The organism is Methylobacterium sp. CM6247 (assembly GCF_054817925.1).
Genome location: NZ_JBTXKX010000003.1, coordinates 2,439,840 through 2,456,349 on the forward strand (window position 1 = coordinate 2,439,840; position 16,510 = coordinate 2,456,349).

Sequence of the window (16,510 nt, forward strand, 5' to 3'; positions counted from 1 at the left end):
CGCGCTCCGTTTGCCGCCCTGCGGTCACAGCTTGTCATTCGTCCTAGCACCGAGGCCGCCGCCTCGGCGAGACCGCTTGTCAGAAACCTGATGTCAGGCCCGCGAGAAGTGAATCCTCATTGGCCTGCCCGGCAACGAAATGGGGAGCGATCCCAGCCCGAGCCAGGGGAGCCGCCACGTCCGCCGACAAGCAGTAATGCCTGAGCGCCGCGAAAGCTCCGCCATATCCCGCCTTGATGGCGAGTTCGCAAGCCGTCGCCGCGCTTCTTCGTGAGTAGTGCAGCACGCCTGTCAGCGTGGACGGGCGCGCGAGCGCCGATGCCACCAATGCGGGCAGCGACGGCACGGCTCGTGCGCCATAGGCAATGTGGCTCGTCAGCCGGAAGCCGGCTCGTGTCAGGGATGCCTCCGGTTCCGCCTTGCGGTCCTCCCCTGCCACATGCAGCAGGGATGCTCCCGGCAAGACCTCCCGCTCCACGAGGCCGACGAGATCGGCGGCGTTGCCGTCGGCCGTCTTCACCGAGGTGAAACCGCATTCCCGTGCCAGCGCCGCCGTGCGCGCGCCCACCGCGAAGACGGGGACGCTATGGAGCGGGTGCCATCGCGAGGCTTGCCGAAGCGCGTTCGCGCTGGTGACGACGAGACCGTCGAAGGGGCCTTCCGGCAGGGGAGCATCCGTCACCGCCACAACGAGGACCGGCGCCACCAGGGGCTCGAAGCCCAGGGCGGAGAGTCGCTCGGCCGTGCGCGTGGCGCCCGGCTCGGGCCGCGCGATCCAGATTCGTGTCGCCACCATGGCTTCGGATTCGCTCCTCGGCGGGCCGTTGGCAAGCCGCTTCGATGACACGTGGTTGCCGGTGGACGACCATCGCTGGCTCCGGCCGTCGTTGCCCTCCACCGCCATGCCCGGCTAGGGTGGAGAACCTTGTCTCCGTGAAATCCAAAGCATCGTCATGAACGTCCTCGGCATCGAAACGACCTGCGACGAGACGGCCGCCTCCGTCGTGATGCCGGGCGAGGACGGGCGCGGCCGCATCCTCTCCAACGAGGTGCTGAGCCAGATCGCCGAACATGCCGCCTATGGCGGCGTCGTGCCCGAGATCGCGGCCCGCGCCCATGTGGAGGTGCTCGACCGCCTCGTCGCCCGTGCCCTCGACAGCGCCGGAATGACGCTGTCGCAGGTGGACGGCATCGCGGTCGCGGCCGGGCCGGGCCTGATCGGCGGGGTGCTGATCGGCCTCGTCACGGCCAAGACCCTGTCGCTGGTGGCGCGAAAGCCCCTCATCGCGGTGAACCATCTGGAGGCGCATGCGCTGACGGCCCGGCTCACCGACGGAATCGGCTTTCCCTACCTGCTCCTGCTGGCTTCCGGCGGGCACACGCAGCTCGTGGCGGTGAAGGGCGTGGGCGATTATGTCCGCCTCGGCACCACTGTGGACGATGCCATCGGCGAGGCGTTCGACAAGGTGGCGAAGCTCCTGGGCCTCGGCTATCCGGGCGGCCCCGAGGTCGAGCGCATGGCCGAGACCGGCAACGGGGAGCGTTTCGCCCTGCCGCGGCCCATGCTCGGCCGCCGCGAGCCGAACTTCTCCCTGTCGGGCCTCAAGACCGCCCTGCGGATTGAGGCCGAGCGGCTGGCCCCGCTCTCCAGCGCGGATGTGGCCGACCTCTGCGCCAGCTTCCAGGCGGCGGTGGTGGACGTGGTGGTGGACAGGGTCCGTGTCGCCTTGCGCGAGTTCGGCTCCATCGCGGGCCATCCGACCGCCCTCGTCGCCGCGGGCGGGGTCGCCGCCAACGGCGCGATCCGGCGTGCGCTGACGACACAGGCCAACGAGGCCGGGCTCACTTTCGTGGCCCCACCCCTCTCCCTCTGCGGCGATAATGGCGCGATGATCGCCTGGGCGGGGATCGAGCGCCTGCGTCTCGGCCTCGTGGACGATCTCACCGCGCCCGCCCGCGCGCGCTGGCCCTTCGCCGAGGCGGCGGCGGTTGCCTGAGGGTCTTTTGAAAGGGACCGTGCCGCCCGTCGCTCTGCAGAGGCGCTGGCGCGACCTCGTCGACCGGCGTCTTCCCCAAGCGGCCCGCGCCCGACCGGAATGGCCGGTGCGCCTCGATCATTGTTTCGCGCGCATCCTCCTCGACAATGCCTGCGGCGGTCCCTGGCGCGAGAGCGTGGCCCCGCCCGCCTGGGCGAACATGCCGCCGGACCGGCTCTCCCTCGCCATCGATCTCGGCGAGGCGGTGCTGGCAGAGAAGGCCGATCTCGGACTCCTCAACCGGCGTTCCCTCGCCTGGCGCGGCAAGATCCGGCGCAGCGTGCCGCCGCCGGTTCCCGCCTCGCTCAAGGGGCAAGGCTTCGTCCTCCGACGCTGGCTTCGTGCGGACGATCGGCCTTTCGCGGATCTCAATGCCGATGCGGAGGTGATGCGTCATTTCCCCTCCACCAAGAGCCGGGGCGAGAGCCTGATCGAGGCACGCGCCATCGACCGGCGCTTCGAGTCCGACGGGTTCGGGCCCTGGGCGCTCGACGTGCCGGGGGAGGGGTTCGTCGGCTTCGTCGGCGCCATGCGGCTGATCCGACCCATGCCGTTCGGGGGTGGGGAGACGGCGGGCGCGACGGTGGAGATCGGCTGGCGACTGGCCCGCTCCGCCTGGGGACGCGGCCTCGCCACGAGAGCCGCAAGGCTCGCCCTCGACGACCTGTTCGGGCGCTGCGGCGTGCCGGCCGTGGTGGCCTTCACCGCCGCGTGCAACACCCCGTCGCTGCGGGTCATGCAGCGGCTCGGCATGGTGTTCGCCGAGGATTTCCTGCATCCGGCCCTCCCGGCGGACGACCGTCTCCAGCCGCATCGGCTCTATCGGCTGAAGGCGGGCGGGACATCCTCGATCGGGGACCAAGCGCCAGAGGACCATCGATCATGAGCGAGCGGATTGCGGTGGTGGGCGGGGGCGCCTGGGGAACGGCGCTGGCCAACGCGGCGGCGGCCACGGAGCGGCCCGTGACCCTGTGGCTGCGCGACACGGAGGCCGCCGCGCGGCTGCAGGCAACCCGCGAGAATGACCGCTACCTGCCCGGCGTGAAGCTGCATGACGGCATCAGCGCCACCGGCGAAGCGCGCGATCTCGCCGGGGCGGGCATCGTCCTGCTGGTGACGCCGGCCCAGACCCTGCGCGGCGTTCTGGGAACCCTGGGCTCGTCCATCGATCCGCAGGCGGCCATCGTGCTCTGCGCCAAGGGAATCGAGCGGGGCAGCGACGCTTTCATGAGCGCGGTGGCGGCCGAGGCGATGCCCGGCGCGCCCGTGGCCGTCCTGTCCGGCCCGAGCTTCGCGGCGGATGTCGCCCGCAACCTGCCCACCGCCGTCACCCTGGCCGCGGAAGATGGCGCCCTCGCCGGCCGCCTCGCCGCCGCTTTGTCCGGCCCGGCTCTGCGCGTCTATCACACCGACGATGTGCGCGGCGTCGAGATCGGCGGGGCGGGCAAGAACGTCCTCGCCATTGCCTCCGGCATCGTCGCGGGACGCGGCCTCGGCGAGAGCGCCCGCGCCGCCCTGATCGCGCGGGCCTTCGCCGAGCTGATGCGGTTTGCCCGCGCCTATGGCGGACGGCCCGAGACGCTCATGGGCTTGTCCGGCCTCGGCGATCTCGTCCTCACCGCCTCCTCGCCGCAATCGCGCAACTTCGCCTTCGGCCAGCGCCTCGGCGCCGGGGCCACCCCGGAGGAGGCGGCCGGGGGCAAGCTCGCCGAGGGCGCCTTCACTGCCGCCGCCCTCATCGCCCTGGCGCGACGCAACGCGGTGGAGATGCCGGTGGCCGAGGCGGTGGCCGCCATCGTCTCCGGGGGAGCGAGCGTCGATGCCGTGGTGGCGGGGCTCCTCGCCCGTCCCCTCAAGGGGGAAGCCGAATGAGCACGGGGCCGATCCACGCCTTCCTCGCCGGCACGGGTCGTGATGGCGCGCGGCGCAGCCTCGCCGACATCCTCGCCTTCGACGATGCGCGGATCGAGGGCGTGCACGACTATATCCAATGGTGCTTTCCCCTGGCCGAAGCCAGCCGCGCGGTGCCGGGCGCCCCGGTGCTGGGGCGCGACGAGGCCGAGGCGATCCGCGCCGACGAGACCGCGCGAGAAGGCCTGCGCTCGGCGCTCGCACGGATGCGGCTCTTCTATACCCGCACCGACGGCTGGCTCCGCCCCTACGACCACAACCACCTGCGCATCACCCGGATCCTCACCGCGATCCGCAGTCTTCTCGGTCCCGTCGAAGCGGAGGCGTTCCACGCCTTCGTGACGACCCGCAACGCGGAAGCCGGCTCGCCTATCAACGAAGACAGCCTGCGCTATTGGGGATCGGCCCTCCGCGACGCCTGACGGCCACGCTTTCCCGCGCTAAGGAGGGGCCGACAAGCGAGGCGAACGATGGCGTATTGGCTCTACAAATCCGAGCCGAAGACCTGGTCCTGGGACCAGCAGGTCGAGGCGGGAGAGCACGGCACGCCCTGGAACGGGGTGCGCAACCACGTCGCCAAGCTCAACCTCATGGCGATGCAGGTGGGCGAGCGCGGCTTCTTCTACCATTCCAACGAGGGCAAGGCGGTGGTGGGGATCGTCGAGGTGATCCGCCCCTACTACCCCGACGACACCGACCCGACCGGCCGGTTCGGCATGGTGGATCTCCGTGCGGTCGAGCCGCTGAAGAAGCCGGTGAACCTGGAGACGATCAAGGCCGAGCCGCGCCTAAAGGCGATGGTGCTGGCCAACAATTCCCGCCTCTCGGTCCAGCCGGTGACGGAGGAGGAATGGGGGATCGTGCGCGGGATGGGCGGTCTCGGCTAGGGCGTTTGCCCATGGTCCGATCGGGCGATCAGGCTGTCATGAATTGCGCCACGGCACGCTGGAACGACTCCGGCGCTTCCTCGGCGACGAAATGGCCGCTCTCCTCGACGATGATCGTCTCCAGCCGATCGCTCTCGCGGCTCATGGCGTCCGACAGGCGCGAGCCCACCCCGTAACGGCCCGTGATGGCCAGGACCGGCATTGCGAGACGGCGTCCGGCGAAGCTCGCCGCGAGCGCGGCTTCGTCCTTGAGAGCGCGATAGTAGTTGAAACCCGCTCTCATGCCGCCGGGCGATGCGTAGTGCCGCGCGTACTCCGCGATCGCCTCGTCCGTAACGGCCTCCTTGCGGTGGGACCACGCCCTGATCTGGTCGTGGATATAGCCACGCTCCCGACCGGCCGTGAGCTTTTCGGGGATATCGGGGGCCATGTGGAACCCATAGTGCCACGCTCCGCCCCGGAGCGGGTCCATGTTCTCCGTACCGGGAAGAAGGCAATCGGCGAGGACGAGCCGGGAGACCCGGTCGGGGTGCAGATGCGCCAGGACGTAGGCCGCCTTGCCGCCCATGTCGTGCCCGACCACGCCCGCACGGCCACCCGCCTCGTGGTCGATCAGAGCGCGGATATCCTCGGCGATGGTACGTTTGTCGTAGCCCGATACGGTGCGCTCCGAGAGACCGAGCCCCCTGAGATCGGGCGCGATGACGGTGAAGCGGTCGGACAAGGCGGCCATCGTGGCCTTCCAGGCCGCCCATGTCTGCGGCCAGCCATGCAGGAGGACCAGGGGCGGGCCGGACCCGGCGACGACGTAATGCATGAGGATGCCATTGAGCTGCGCGAAGCGACCGGCAGCTCCCGGCGGCAGCACGCCCGCATCCAGCCCGGAATCGGGCACCGCCCCGAGCGCGGGCGCGATCCCGAGCGCGACCGAGGCGCATGCGGCGGAACGGAGGAGGTCTCGGCGCTGGATCGGCATGTCGGCATCCGTCATCGTTGCGATGCAGAATGGTTGTCCGATGCCGACGCAGCGTCTACGCGCTGGACAGCGCTCGTTGCCATAACCAGGGGTTATGCATGGATCTCACCGTCGCCCTGCGCGCCTTCATTCGCACCGTGGAGCGCGGTTCGATGACGGCGGCCGCCGAGGATCTCGGGATCTCGCAGCCGGCGGTGAGCAAGCTCCTTCGCAATCTCGAAGCCCATACGCGAGCCCGGCTGCTGGAGCGAAACTCCCGCGCCATCCGGCCGACACCCGTGGGGTTGCGTCTCTACGAATCCTCCAATGGCGCCCTCGCCACCATCGACGCCGCAATCGACGAGGCTCGGAACGAAGCCGGGACGATTGGAGGTTCCCTGCGCGTGCACGGCCCGGTTTGCTTGGGAGAGAGCCGCCTCCACCGGATCGTCGCCGACTTTCAGGATCGGCACCCGGCCGTCTCGGTCCGCCTAACCCTCGAGAACCGCTCGGCCGATCTCATCCATGAAGGCTTCGATCTCGCCATCCGCATGGGCCGCCCGGTCGACCAGGAGGCGATCCTGCGTCGGATCGGGCTGGTCCAGCGCATCCTCGTCGCGGCACCGTCGTATCTCGCGAAACGCGCTTCGGTCGCCGAGCCGCACGATCTCCCCGACCACAGCCTCCTCGTCACCGACACGGTGTTGTCCCGGGCCGATACATTGCCCCTGTGCCGGAACGGTGAGACGGTCGAAGTCCCGGTGCGGCCGGTGCTGACGACCAACAACGCGCGCGTCCTCATCGACGCCATGCTGTCGGGGCGGGGGATCGGGACGGCGCAGGTCCAACTCGTCGCGGAGGAACTGGCGAGCGGGCGTCTGGTCAGAGTCCTGAGCGATCACGAGATCCGGCCGACCGAGCTTTACCTCACCTACTCCTCGGCGAAGTTCCTGCGGCCGACGGTGCGCGCCTTCGTCGATTTCGTCGTCCCGGCCCTGCGCCGGATCGACGGTATCGTCTGATTGCCGAGAAGGGCTATCTCAGCCCTGCCGCTGCGCCTGGGTCACCGCCACGTGGATGAGTTCGGCCAGCGTTCGCACGCCGAGCTTCTGGCGCATCTGCGAACAGGCGTTGGTGACGGTCTTGTAGCTCACCGACAGGTCGCTCGCGATGACGCCATAGGACTTGCCCTGGGCCAGCCGGGTGAGGATCTGCTGCTCGCGCGGGGTCAATTGCGATTCCGGCGTACGGCGCGGGTCGGTGCGCAGCATGGCGACTTCGGTGGCGAGGCGACGGTCGAGATAGACCTGGCCGGAACGGACCTTCTCGAAGGCTTCGTACAATTCCACCGAGGCGTGGTCCTTCAGCACGTAGCCCAGCGCCCCGGCCTCCAGCGCCCGCGACACGATCACCGGATCGTTGTGCATGCTGAAGACCAGGATGCGGATGCCGGGCGAGGCGCTGCGCATCCGGCGGATGAGATCGAGACCCGCGAGCCCGCTGCCCTGGAAGGTCAGGTCGCAGATCACCATCGAGGGGCGCAGGCGGAAGAACAGGCGGTAGCCCGCCACCGTGCTGGTCGCCTCGGCGATCCGCTCGATACCGGCGTCTTCTAGGACGCGACGGCAGCCCTGGAGGACGATCGGATGATCGTCGATCACGAGGACGGGCGCTTGGGTCGATGTCAGTGTGAACGCGTTCATACGGAAACGATCGGGCTCGTGTCCTCGGTCCGCTCGGGATCGAGCGGTATCACTATCCGGACAACCGTCCCCGGCGCCGCGTTGTCAAGGTGAAATGTGCCGCTGAGCGCTTCCACGCGCTCGCGCATCCCCGACAAACCGATTCCGCCCCGGAAACCGCCGTCGAGATCGGACGTGCGTTTCTCCGCCAGCCCGGTGCCGTCATCGCGGATCTCGACCCGCAACGCGTCGGAGGCGTGGCTCTCGCTCACCTCCGCCGTCACGTGGCGCGCCTCCCCATGCCGGACCGCGTTGGTCATGCTCTCCTGGATGCAGCGGAAGACGGTGAGGTCAACGAGGTCGCCGTAGCCGCGGGCGAGGTCGGTGAAGCGGCCTTCGAACACCGTCTCGGAATGGCGGCTGCGGAAATTCCGCAGGAGAAGCTGCAGGCACTCGGCCAGCGGCACCTGACCTAGGGCATGGGGACGCAGGCGATTCAGGAGGTCGCGGTTGAGGCCCTGCACCTGCCCGACGATGGCGCTGATCTCGTCGGCGCGGGCGGTGAGCTTGGCCCGGTCCGGCTGGCTTTCGGCCTGTGCCATCCGCGTCACCGAGGCGGCATTGGCCTCGAGCGCGAACAGGCAGGGGCCGAACTCGTCGTGGAGTTCCAGCGCGGTGCGCCGCCGCTCGTCGTCCTGCGCCGTGAGAAGCTGGCGGTTGAGGCGGCCATTGGCGGCGCGGGCTTCGGAGAGCGCCTCCGCGACGCTGTTGAAGCGCTCGGCAATGATGGCGAGTTCGCGCGAGGCGGGCGGGTCGAGCCGCACCGTGTAATCGTGCCGTTCGAGCTGGGTCAGGCCGTCCGCCAGCTGCGTCAGCGGGGCGAGGACGCGGCCGAAGGCGATGTAGAGGGCACCGAGAAGTCCAAGATTGAGGCAGAGGCTCGCGAGCGAGAGGGAGACTGTGTAGCCCCAGACCTCGTCGATCTCGTCGAGGGGTTCGGTGGTGATGAGCGCGGTGCCGATCCGCTGGCCCTGCGCCACGATGGGCAACTCGTCCCGCTGTGGCGTCGGGGCGATCAGGGCGGCGAACCAGTGCGGAGCGAGGTGGCTCTCGCGGCGCGCGCGGGGGTTGGCCAGGGCGACCTTACCCCCCTCGGCATCGAACACCGCGACGCGGACGTGGCGGAGGTCCTGCACCCGCAATTCCAGCGTGCGCAGCAGGCTCGCGGGGGAGGCCGATTGCGCGAGGCCGATCGTGTCGGCCACGACCAGTTCGATATTGGCGAGGGTCGCCTGCATCTCGACCTGCACGGCCGAGCGGGCATTGACCACGATGAGGCTGAACGAGACTACGGCCGCCAGCAGATCGATGGCGAGGACGAGGACGACGAGGCGTGCCCGCGTCGGCAGGGAGGCCCAGCGCAGGCGCGGCGAGGCGCGCTTGGCCGGTTCCACAGACGGAGGGCCGGGGGGAGACAGGGTCATCGTCGATCGTACCGGGAAGGATCGGGTGCGGCAGTGCGCTTGTAGCGATAACCCATCCGCTGAGAATGCGCGCATGCGGGAGGGGGCGCACAGGGCCCCTTTCACTTCGGCGCCACGATCATCCGAAAATGGCGCTCGGCCGCAAGTGCTCGACGGATACCGAGCGTTAAGCGCCAATGCTTTATCCAGATACATGTGAGCGACGACACGGGCGTGACTGGCACGATGTCCGAGGACATCTTTGTGCCCGAATGTCGGCATCACGTCCGTTCCGCGCCGTCGCGATTCCGTGACGGTCAAACGTTTTTTCGACCATTGTTAGAGAACTCGCCCGATGATGCAGGTTGCCATCGACCCGAGCGAAAGGCGCGACGCTGGCTCCCGCAAGCCCGTCGCTGACAAGGTTGTTGCTGACAAGCCGGTCGCGGCCAGACCGGTGAAGCCTGGGTCGAAGCTTGGGTCGAAGCCCGCCGCGCGCGGTCGCATGGTCGTTCTCGGAACGTTGGGCTGCGTCGCCGTGGCCGGCCTGTCCTACGCGGCCTATTCGGCGATGGGCAGTCTCGCTGGTCCGCAGGTGGTGCGGCCGAACCTCTACCAGATGCAGAAGGCGCAGGCCCTCCAGGCCAAAGCGGCCGATTGGCCCGACCTGCGCGACGGCGTGCCGGCCCTGGCCTCGGCCGCCGGATCACCCGCGCCGGCCCGGGAGACCGGCATTCAGCTCGTGGAGAGGCGTGCCCTCGTCGAGGAGCCGGCTAAGGCCGAAGCGTCGTCGCAGGTCCAACTTACCGCTCCGGTCGAAGCCAATGCCAAGGTCGAAGCACCCCCGAAGGTCGATACTCCCGTGACGCTGGCGGCGGCGACGCCCGCTCCCTCGATCGTCAAGGCCGAAGCGCCCCGTCCGAAGGCGCTGCCGCCGATCGAGCCGGTGAGCCTGGCTCTGCCGCCCAACGCACTCTCGCCGATCGTGCCGAACCGCGTCGCTTCGGTGATCGCTCCGAGTGCGGCCCAGACCATCCGCGCGCGCTCGGCCGCCACCAGCTTCGCGTCGCTTCCCCCTGAGCCGACCCGTACCGAGGCCGGTGCGGAAACGTCGAAGCCCAGCGCCAGCGTGGTCGTGAAGCCCGCCGCCAGTGTCGCCAAGCCGAGTGTGGCGGTGGCCAAGCCCAAGCCGGCCAAGCCCGCGAAGCCCGTGCAGGAAGCCAGCGCCGAACCCGCAGTGGCACCCGCAGCGGCACCGGAACCTGAACAGAGCGAAATCTTCGGCCTGAAAGTGCCGTCCCTCGCCCCGGCCGGTCGCAAGATCGCAGAGAGCGTGGAAGCCCTCGGCAACGCCGTGAAGAACCTGCCGAACCAGTTCTGACCCTCGACGATAACGGGGGCTGTTGAGCCGAATGGCCCCTCCTGAGCCTAGATCTCGTCCCGTGGCGGGTGCCCGAACAGGGCCTTGTAGGCGCGGCTGAACGCGGCCTCCGACGTATAGCCGACCCGCAGACCGATCTCGCCGACCCGCGCCTCCCGCCTCGCCAGCATGTCGCGCGCGAGGCTGAGCCGCCACTCGTTCTGGTATCGCAGCGGCGAACGTCCCACGAGTTCGGTGAACCGCTCGGCGAAGCCCGAGCGGGACATGCCGGCGAGGCCTGCCAATTCGTCGATACGCCAGGGCTGCATCGGCCGCTCGTGCATGGCCTTGAGCACGCGGGCGATGCGGGCATCGGAGAGACCGCTCAGCCAGCCGGACGAATGCCCGAGATGGACCCAGGTCCGCAGGGTGCGAATCACGAGCAGATCGATGATCCGCGAGATCATCAGGGCCGCGCCGGGCTGCGGGTCGGTCGTCTCCCGCATCATGAAATGCACCATGCCGTCCAGCCATTCCGCCCCCTCTTCGTGTCGGATGTGGATGAGGTCCGGCAGGGCCGCGATCATGCCGCGAAGGCTGTAGGGGTCGAACCAGAACCGACAGACGATGACCGTCGCCGGCTCGGGTGACGCCACGAGCCGCGCCGCCCCGGGGCCGCGTGGTAGGAGCATGAGGTCGCCGGTGTCGAGCACGAGCGGTTGTCCGGCGCTTCCGCCGACCTGAAGCGCACCTGCGGCGACGACGAGAATATGCGCCGCATCGACGTCCAGTTTCAGCGGCTCGCCGTGCGAAACGGTGCGAACCTGGACCCGGTCACCGTTCAGCCGAATCTGGGCCAACACCTGCGACAGCAGATCCGCGTTCCCCGCGCCGGGGGAAACGATCTCCGGACGATCGGTCAAGTCTTTCGGCGGATCCGTCATGGCCGATGCGGGGTCCAAAAATTACACATGCGGTCCTTAGAGACGTTTCCCCGCTGCGGCGATGGGCAAGGTCTCACGAGCACCGAGGATACCGCAAGGCCTTCAGCGCGCTGGCGCTGCTTTGCCGATCCTCGGAGCGACAGGCATATGAGAAGGACATCGACATGCCAGTTCCCGCGTCGACACAATGGCTGACATCTTACTATTTCGTCCGTGCCGGCGTGGCCGTCGCCTGGGTCGCCGCAGCCGTGACCGTGGGACGGAGCGTATCCCCGGTCGCGGCGGCCCTTCTCGTGGCGTATCCCGCCTGGGATGCAGCGGCCAATCTCGTCGATGCGCAGCGCAGCGGTGGGTGGAGAGCCAATCCCAGCCAGATCGTCAACGCCGCGATCAGCGCCATCACCGCCCTCGCGGTCGCCCTCTCCCTCGGCCTCAGCCCCCACGCGGTTCTCGCGGTGTTCGGCGTCTGGGCGGTTCTCTCCGGAATGTTGCAGCTCGCCACCGGCATCCGGCGCTGGAACAGCGGCGCTCAATGGGCAATGGTTCTCAGCGGGGCGCAATCGTCGCTCGCGGGCCTCTTTTTTCTCGCGAAGGCGAACGACGTCGCAACGCCCGGCATCATGGACGTCGCACCCTACGCCGCCTTCGGCGCTTTCTATTTCCTCGTCTCGGCCGTGTGGCTAGCGGTGGCACGGGCGCGGCAAGCCTCGGTGGGGGGCACAGCGTGATGTCGGGATCGGCAATCATGGCCGGGTTCCATGCTCCGCCCTCGTTGCATTACGGTCGCGATGCGGCGTTGCGCATGTGCCGGCTCAAAATCGGCGGGATCGAAACTGAAGGCGATGGCGCGATCGTCGAAGAAGAGGCGACCCGAACATGACGCGAATCCTGCCATGGCGTTTGGCATTCTGGGCGTGTCTTCTGGCGGCCGCCGCTGCGCTCGCCCATCCGATGGAGCGGGAAGGAGCGGTGATGAACGTCGACTGGCGAGTGGTGCCCCATGCCGGGATCGGCCGTCTGGTCTTCGGTCTCACTCCGGGGGAGGTCGCCGCCGCGGCGGACCCGGTCTACGGCACCCCGACTCCGCTCATTCGAGGCGTGGATGCGGCGGCCGATACCGAAGGCCTGATCGCCGCGTTGGGACCATCTCTGTCGGCGGCCGACATCTCCACCATGAGGCGAGCCGCCACCGATCTGGCGAGCCTGGACCGGCAGAACCTCGAGAAGGACCGTACGCCCATCCTTCTGGAATATCGCAACGGCCGGTTGGATGGCGTGACGGTCGAAGCGCGTCATGCCGAGACGCATTTTCGGAACGAACGGATCTTCTCCCTCGATGCGTGGGAGGTGCTGCGCCTGTTCGAGCGGGCGAACGGTGCCCCCGGCCGGTTCCGGTCCACCGAAGCCGCCTTCGACAACCTCGCGATCTCGCTTTTCTCGTTCAGCCGGGTCTCACCGGACGGCAAGGTCATGGTCTTGCGGGCCGATGACCCGGATTTCACCGAGCGCTCCGTGACCCTGCGCCGGGAGCCCTACCGGCCCGCGAACGAAATGGATCAGTTCGTCACCGCGTCGTTCGAGTGACGGGGCGGTGTTGGCAGCGCCCTGCTCCCTCCGCGAGCCGCTATTGGAGGCAATCATTTTGCCGGATGCGCGGCTCTCCTCCCCCTTGTGGGGAGGAGTTGGAGGTGGGGGTGATTGGGCGACCCTCAAGCTGCGGAGGCAAGCGGCGCCACCCCCACTCCTAACCTCTCCCCACAAGGGCTACGGGCTACACAGGTTTTGCCTGAGCGTCCTTTTGAGCGTTGTCGCTTTTTCCCCTGGATGAGGAGGAGCGCATGTCGGGTTTCGGAGGCGGGAACGCGCTGACGCAGGCGCGGGGGTCGTGGTTGTTCGAGCGGATCGTGGAGACCGGGAGCGTGGTGCTGAGCGTGGTGGGGGGCGATCACGCCGGCACGGCCGCGGCACACCGCTACCTGGCCTCGCCTCAGAGCAGCGTTCCCACGGTCCTGTCCGCCCTGCGCGAGCGGGCGGTGGCGGCATGCCGGGGACGGCGTGTGGTGGCGGTGCAGGACACGACGGCGGTGAGCTTTGGCGAGGCAGGCGGGCGGCATGGTCTGGGGCCGGGCGGCGATGGCCGGCATCCGGGCTTCTTCATGCATCCGGTGGTGGCGGTGGACGCGCAGGACGAGGCCGTGCTCGGCCTCGTCGATGCGCAGGTCTGGACGCGCGGGGCGGCGCCGGTGGCGCTGCGCTGGAACCGGGGCGTGAGCGAGAAGGAGAGCCGGCGCTGGCTGGTCGGGACGCAGGCGGCGGACACGGCGCTGGCGGGGGTGGCCGAGCAGGTGGTCTCGGTGGCCGATCAGGAGGCGGACCTCTACGAGCACTTTGCCGATCACTCCGGGCGCGCGGTGCCGGGCAGCGCCCTGCTGGTTCGGGCGCGCCACGACCGGGTGCTGGTCGAGGGTGGACGGATGCTGGCGGTGTCGCAGGACTGGCCGGTGCTGGCGCGGGAGGCCGTGCCCATCCCGGCCACGCCCGGCCGGGCGGCGCGCACGGCGCAGGTGACGCTGCGCGCGGGCCGGGTGGGCCTGCCGCGCCCCGGCAGTGCCGGGCCCGGAACGCCGGCCGCTCTGACGTTGGGGCTGGTGCGGGTGGACGAGGTCGGGGGGCCCGCCGCGGGCGGACTGTGCTGGCATCTGCTGACGACGCTGCCGGTGGAGACGGTGGCGCAGGCCGCGGAGGTGGTGCGCCTCTACCGTCTGCGCTGGCGCATCGAAGAGGTGTTCCGCGCCCTCAAGAACGACGGCCTGCAACTGGAGGCGACGCAGATGCGGGTGCCCTCGAAACTGTTCCGGCTCAGTGTGCTGGCGCTGGGGGCGGCGGTGCGGATCCTGCAGCTGGTGGACGCCCGCGATGGCGGAATGCGGCCGATGAGCGACGTGCTCGACGCGAGCACGCGCCCGGTAGTGGCGGCCCTGGGACAGAGCCGGGAGCGGGCGACGGCGCGCCAGCGCAACCCTCACCGGGCCGGGTCCCTGGCCTGGCTGAGTTGGATCGTGGCCCGCTTCGGAGGCTGGAACTGCTACGGCAAGCCGCCAGGACCCAAGATCATGGCACGCGGCTGGGCAAGCTTCACCGCCGCCCTGACCGGAGCCCTCATCGATCACACAGAGCAAAACCTGTGTAGCCTGTAGCCACAAGGGGGAGAGGAACGCGGTTCCTTTTAGCGCGGACGGCGCTGCGGCGGCTTCTTGCCGGCTTCCCGCTCGTGGCGGGCGGCGCGGGGGCTCTTGAACCCCTTCAGGCCCTCGGCCTCACGCTCGGGCTCGCCGCCGAGAAGCGCCTCGACCTGGATTTCCGGCGAGCCGTTCTTGGCGAAGGTGGCGGCGAAGCGCGAGGCGGCGCCGCCACGGATCTCGAACTTGGTCTCCCGGTCGAAGATGCGGATGGCGCCGATCTCCTGGCGGCCGATATTGCCGCGACGGGTCAGCATCGGCAGGAGGCGGCGCGGGTCGGCATTGTCGCGACGGCCGAGATTGAGCCGGAACCAGACCGAGGGGCCTTCCGCATCGATCCGTGCCGAATCGGCGGGGTCGTAGACCTTGCGTTCCTTGCGCTCGGGGCCGGCGCCCGGATCGGTCACGTCCTCGGGCTCGGGCAGGCGGGCACGGTAGATCTTGGCGAGAGCGGCGGCGAGTTCCTGCGGCGTGCGCTGGGCGAGCAGCGCCTCGCCCATGGCGAGGTCTTCCTCGGAGGGCGTCTCGGTGAAGAGCGGGTCCTGCCACATACGCTCGCCGTCGAGGCGGCGGATCTCGTCGGCCGTGGGCGGGGCGGCCCATTCGGCATTGACCTTGGCGATGGCCAGCATCTGCTCGGCGCGGCGGCGCTTGGAGGCCGGGATCAGCAGCACGCTGGTGCCCTTGCGGCCCGCGCGCCCCGTCCGGCCGGACCGGTGCTGCAGCACCTCGGCATCGTGGGGCAGGTCGGCATGGATGACGAGGCTCACCGTCGGCAGGTCGATGCCGCGTGCGGCGACGTCGGTGGCGACGCAGACCTTGGCGCGGCCGTCACGCAGGGCCTGGAGCGCGGCGTTGCGCTCGCCCTGGCCGAGCTCGCCCGACAGGGCCACCGCCGAGAAGCCGCGCTCGGTGAGCACCGCCTGGAGGTGCCGCACGGCGTTGCGGGTGTTGCAGAAGACGATGGCGGTGGGCGCATCGGTGTAGCGCAGGGTGTTGACCACCACATGCTCGATCTCGCGCGGTACCACCCGCACGGCGCGGTAGGTGATGTCGGTATGGCCGCGCTCCTGGCCCTTCACGGCGATGCGCAGGGCGTCGTTCTGGTAGCGCTCGGCGAGACTGGCGATGGCCTTCGGCAGGGTCGCGGAGAAGAGCAGGGTGCGCCGCTCCTTCGGGGTCACCGAGAGGATGAATTCGAGGTCGTCCCGGAAGCCGAGATCGAGCATCTCGTCGGCCTCGTCGAGGACGGCGACGCGCAGGTTCTGGGTGGCGAGGTTGCGCCGCTCCAGATGGTCGCGCAGGCGGCCCGGCGTGCCGACGACGATATGGGCGCCCTCGGCGAGAGCCCGGCTCTCGCGGCGGGGGTCCATGCCGCCGACGCAGGCGATGACGCGCGCTCCGGTCTCGGCATAGAGCCATTCGAGCTCGCGCTGGACCTGAAGCGCGAGTTCGCGCGTCGGGGCGATGACGAGGGCCAGCGGCGGGCCGGGCGGATCGAGCCGCTCGGCATCGCCGAGGAGCGTGTCGGCGAAGGCGAGGCCATAGGCAACGGTCTTGCCGGAACCGGTCTGGGCCGAGACGAGGAGGTCGCGGCCCTGGGCCGCCGCCTCGATCACGGCACTCTGGACGGGGGTCGGGTCTTCGTAGTTGCGGGCCTCGAGCGCTCGGACGAGCGGGGCCGGCAGGGTAGGAAAGGGCACGGGGCAGAGGCCTTGCAGGCAGACAAGGCAAACCCTGCGGATTCGAGTCACCCTGAGTGGCGACGTCGCTGCATCCGGTCGTGGGTCCGGCCTCGTTCGGTTACGGAGCGTGTGCTTCTAGCCGCAATGCGGCGCTGACGCCACGCCCCATGCTGCAATGCTTCCAAGCGTGGTTTGCGTGCATCCCGTGGCGAAGGCACCGGGCGGACCCTCCCATCCAAATCCTTACCGCGGCCAATGCGGGCACGATCGGTGAAGGCGGATCGCCCAAAACGACGTCCGACACGAAAGGGGGCCCCGACGGTTGCCTGTCGGGACCCCACATTGGTT

Annotated in this window: 17 protein-coding genes; 11 read left to right on the forward strand and 6 right to left on the reverse strand. The window is 69.4% G+C overall.

What is annotated here, in order from left to right; translation table 11 throughout:
- Positions 1 to 79 precede the first annotated feature (79 nt).
- Complete coding sequence (locus ACYQOP_RS12215; protein ID WP_461222516.1) at positions 80 to 796, reverse strand: uroporphyrinogen-III synthase; 717 nt, start codon at positions 794 to 796, stop codon at positions 80 to 82.
- 157 nt (positions 797 to 953) lie between these two features.
- Here ACYQOP_RS12215 and tsaD point away from each other — a divergent pair, with 157 nt between their 5' ends.
- From tsaD to ACYQOP_RS12240, 5 genes are read left to right on the forward strand one after another with little or no spacing between them, the layout of a single operon-like run.
- Positions 954 to 1,997: a tRNA (adenosine(37)-N6)-threonylcarbamoyltransferase complex transferase subunit TsaD gene (tsaD, locus tag ACYQOP_RS12220; protein ID WP_419951146.1), complete on the forward strand. Its 1,044-nt coding sequence runs from the start codon at positions 954 to 956 to the stop codon at positions 1,995 to 1,997.
- Between the two features lie 19 nt (positions 1,998 to 2,016).
- Positions 2,017 to 2,922, forward strand: coding sequence for a GNAT family N-acetyltransferase (locus ACYQOP_RS12225; RefSeq protein ID WP_461222517.1), 906 nt, complete (start codon positions 2,017 to 2,019; stop codon positions 2,920 to 2,922).
- Positions 2,919 to 3,908 (forward strand): NAD(P)H-dependent glycerol-3-phosphate dehydrogenase, encoded by a 990-nt coding sequence (locus tag ACYQOP_RS12230; RefSeq protein ID WP_461222518.1) that lies wholly within the window; start codon positions 2,919 to 2,921, stop codon positions 3,906 to 3,908. The genes ACYQOP_RS12225 and ACYQOP_RS12230 overlap by 4 nt, the downstream gene beginning before the upstream one ends.
- Positions 3,905 to 4,369, forward strand: coding sequence for an opioid growth factor receptor-related protein (locus ACYQOP_RS12235; RefSeq protein WP_461222519.1), 465 nt, complete (start codon positions 3,905 to 3,907; stop codon positions 4,367 to 4,369). Before ACYQOP_RS12230 ends, ACYQOP_RS12235 begins: the two co-directional genes overlap by 4 nt.
- A gap of 48 nt (positions 4,370 to 4,417) precedes the next feature.
- A complete protein-coding gene (locus ACYQOP_RS12240; protein WP_461222520.1) occupies positions 4,418 to 4,834 on the forward strand; it encodes an EVE domain-containing protein in 417 nt (138 codons plus the stop codon).
- A 28-nt stretch (positions 4,835 to 4,862) separates the two neighbouring features.
- Here ACYQOP_RS12240 and ACYQOP_RS12245 read toward each other — a convergent pair whose 3' ends face one another.
- Positions 4,863 to 5,825, reverse strand: coding sequence for an alpha/beta fold hydrolase (locus tag ACYQOP_RS12245; protein ID WP_461222521.1), 963 nt, complete (start codon positions 5,823 to 5,825; stop codon positions 4,863 to 4,865).
- Between the two features lie 83 nt (positions 5,826 to 5,908).
- Here ACYQOP_RS12245 and ACYQOP_RS12250 point away from each other — a divergent pair, with 83 nt between their 5' ends.
- Complete coding sequence (locus ACYQOP_RS12250; RefSeq protein WP_461222522.1) at positions 5,909 to 6,811, forward strand: LysR family transcriptional regulator; 903 nt, start codon at positions 5,909 to 5,911, stop codon at positions 6,809 to 6,811.
- Positions 6,812 to 6,829: 18 nt separating this feature from the next.
- On the opposite strand, the gene ACYQOP_RS12255 is transcribed toward ACYQOP_RS12250, so the two are convergent.
- Together ACYQOP_RS12255 and ACYQOP_RS12260 are read right to left on the reverse strand one after the other, a co-directional pair.
- Complete coding sequence (locus ACYQOP_RS12255) at positions 6,830 to 7,492, reverse strand: response regulator (RefSeq protein ID WP_461222523.1); 663 nt, start codon at positions 7,490 to 7,492, stop codon at positions 6,830 to 6,832.
- Positions 7,489 to 8,955, reverse strand: coding sequence for an ATP-binding protein (locus tag ACYQOP_RS12260; RefSeq protein ID WP_461222524.1), 1,467 nt, complete (start codon positions 8,953 to 8,955; stop codon positions 7,489 to 7,491). The genes ACYQOP_RS12255 and ACYQOP_RS12260 overlap by 4 nt, the downstream gene beginning before the upstream one ends.
- Before the next feature lie 334 nt (positions 8,956 to 9,289).
- Here ACYQOP_RS12260 and ACYQOP_RS12265 point away from each other — a divergent pair, with 334 nt between their 5' ends.
- Positions 9,290 to 10,315 carry a hypothetical protein gene (locus tag ACYQOP_RS12265; protein WP_461222525.1) on the forward strand — a complete coding sequence of 342 codons (1,026 nt, stop codon included), beginning with the start codon at positions 9,290 to 9,292 and terminating at the stop codon, positions 10,313 to 10,315.
- 47 nt (positions 10,316 to 10,362) lie between these two features.
- Here the strand turns inward: ACYQOP_RS12265 and ACYQOP_RS12270 are convergent, their stop codons facing one another.
- The gene (locus ACYQOP_RS12270; protein ID WP_461222526.1) at positions 10,363 to 11,238 is read right to left on the reverse strand and encodes an AraC family transcriptional regulator; all 876 of its coding nucleotides are present in this window, start codon (positions 11,236 to 11,238) and stop codon (positions 10,363 to 10,365) included.
- 164 nt (positions 11,239 to 11,402) lie between these two features.
- Between ACYQOP_RS12270 and ACYQOP_RS12275 the strand changes: the two genes are divergently transcribed.
- The 4 genes from ACYQOP_RS12275 (at position 11,403) to ACYQOP_RS12290 (ending at position 14,435) form a co-directional block, all read left to right on the forward strand.
- Complete coding sequence (locus ACYQOP_RS12275) at positions 11,403 to 11,966, forward strand: DUF308 domain-containing protein (protein ID WP_461222527.1); 564 nt, start codon at positions 11,403 to 11,405, stop codon at positions 11,964 to 11,966.
- Between the two features lie 17 nt (positions 11,967 to 11,983).
- The gene (locus ACYQOP_RS12280) at positions 11,984 to 12,118 is read left to right on the forward strand and encodes a hypothetical protein (protein WP_461222528.1); all 135 of its coding nucleotides are present in this window, start codon (positions 11,984 to 11,986) and stop codon (positions 12,116 to 12,118) included.
- The gene (locus tag ACYQOP_RS12285; RefSeq protein ID WP_461222529.1) at positions 12,115 to 12,822 is read left to right on the forward strand and encodes a hypothetical protein; all 708 of its coding nucleotides are present in this window, start codon (positions 12,115 to 12,117) and stop codon (positions 12,820 to 12,822) included. The genes ACYQOP_RS12280 and ACYQOP_RS12285 overlap by 4 nt, the downstream gene beginning before the upstream one ends.
- 254 nt (positions 12,823 to 13,076) lie before the next feature.
- Positions 13,077 to 14,435, forward strand: coding sequence for an IS4 family transposase (locus ACYQOP_RS12290; protein ID WP_461222530.1), 1,359 nt, complete (start codon positions 13,077 to 13,079; stop codon positions 14,433 to 14,435).
- A 29-nt stretch (positions 14,436 to 14,464) separates the two neighbouring features.
- On the opposite strand, the gene ACYQOP_RS12295 is transcribed toward ACYQOP_RS12290, so the two are convergent.
- Complete coding sequence (locus ACYQOP_RS12295) at positions 14,465 to 16,180, reverse strand: DEAD/DEAH box helicase (protein WP_461222531.1); 1,716 nt, start codon at positions 16,178 to 16,180, stop codon at positions 14,465 to 14,467.
- Positions 16,181 to 16,510 lie beyond the last annotated feature (330 nt).

Coding starts and splice junctions, on each gene's coding strand:
- ACYQOP_RS12235 (WP_461222519.1), top strand. CDS start 3,905: ATGAGCACGGGGCCGATCCACGCCTTCCTCGCCGGCACGGGTCGTGAT.
- ACYQOP_RS12250 (WP_461222522.1), top strand. CDS start 5,909: ATGGATCTCACCGTCGCCCTGCGCGCCTTCATTCGCACCGTGGAGCGC.
- ACYQOP_RS12260 (WP_461222524.1), bottom strand. CDS start 8,955: ATGACCCTGTCTCCCCCCGGCCCTCCGTCTGTGGAACCGGCCAAGCGC.
- ACYQOP_RS12215 (WP_461222516.1), bottom strand. CDS start 796: ATGGTGGCGACACGAATCTGGATCGCGCGGCCCGAGCCGGGCGCCACG.
- ACYQOP_RS12280 (WP_461222528.1), top strand. CDS start 11,984: ATGGCCGGGTTCCATGCTCCGCCCTCGTTGCATTACGGTCGCGATGCG.
- ACYQOP_RS12240 (WP_461222520.1), top strand. CDS start 4,418: ATGGCGTATTGGCTCTACAAATCCGAGCCGAAGACCTGGTCCTGGGAC.
- ACYQOP_RS12245 (WP_461222521.1), bottom strand. CDS start 5,825: ATGACGGATGCCGACATGCCGATCCAGCGCCGAGACCTCCTCCGTTCC.
- ACYQOP_RS12275 (WP_461222527.1), top strand. CDS start 11,403: ATGCCAGTTCCCGCGTCGACACAATGGCTGACATCTTACTATTTCGTC.
- tsaD (WP_419951146.1), top strand. CDS start 954: ATGAACGTCCTCGGCATCGAAACGACCTGCGACGAGACGGCCGCCTCC.
- ACYQOP_RS12290 (WP_461222530.1), top strand. CDS start 13,077: ATGTCGGGTTTCGGAGGCGGGAACGCGCTGACGCAGGCGCGGGGGTCG.
- ACYQOP_RS12255 (WP_461222523.1), bottom strand. CDS start 7,492: ATGAACGCGTTCACACTGACATCGACCCAAGCGCCCGTCCTCGTGATC.
- ACYQOP_RS12270 (WP_461222526.1), bottom strand. CDS start 11,238: ATGACGGATCCGCCGAAAGACTTGACCGATCGTCCGGAGATCGTTTCC.
- ACYQOP_RS12285 (WP_461222529.1), top strand. CDS start 12,115: ATGACGCGAATCCTGCCATGGCGTTTGGCATTCTGGGCGTGTCTTCTG.
- ACYQOP_RS12265 (WP_461222525.1), top strand. CDS start 9,290: ATGATGCAGGTTGCCATCGACCCGAGCGAAAGGCGCGACGCTGGCTCC.
- ACYQOP_RS12230 (WP_461222518.1), top strand. CDS start 2,919: ATGAGCGAGCGGATTGCGGTGGTGGGCGGGGGCGCCTGGGGAACGGCG.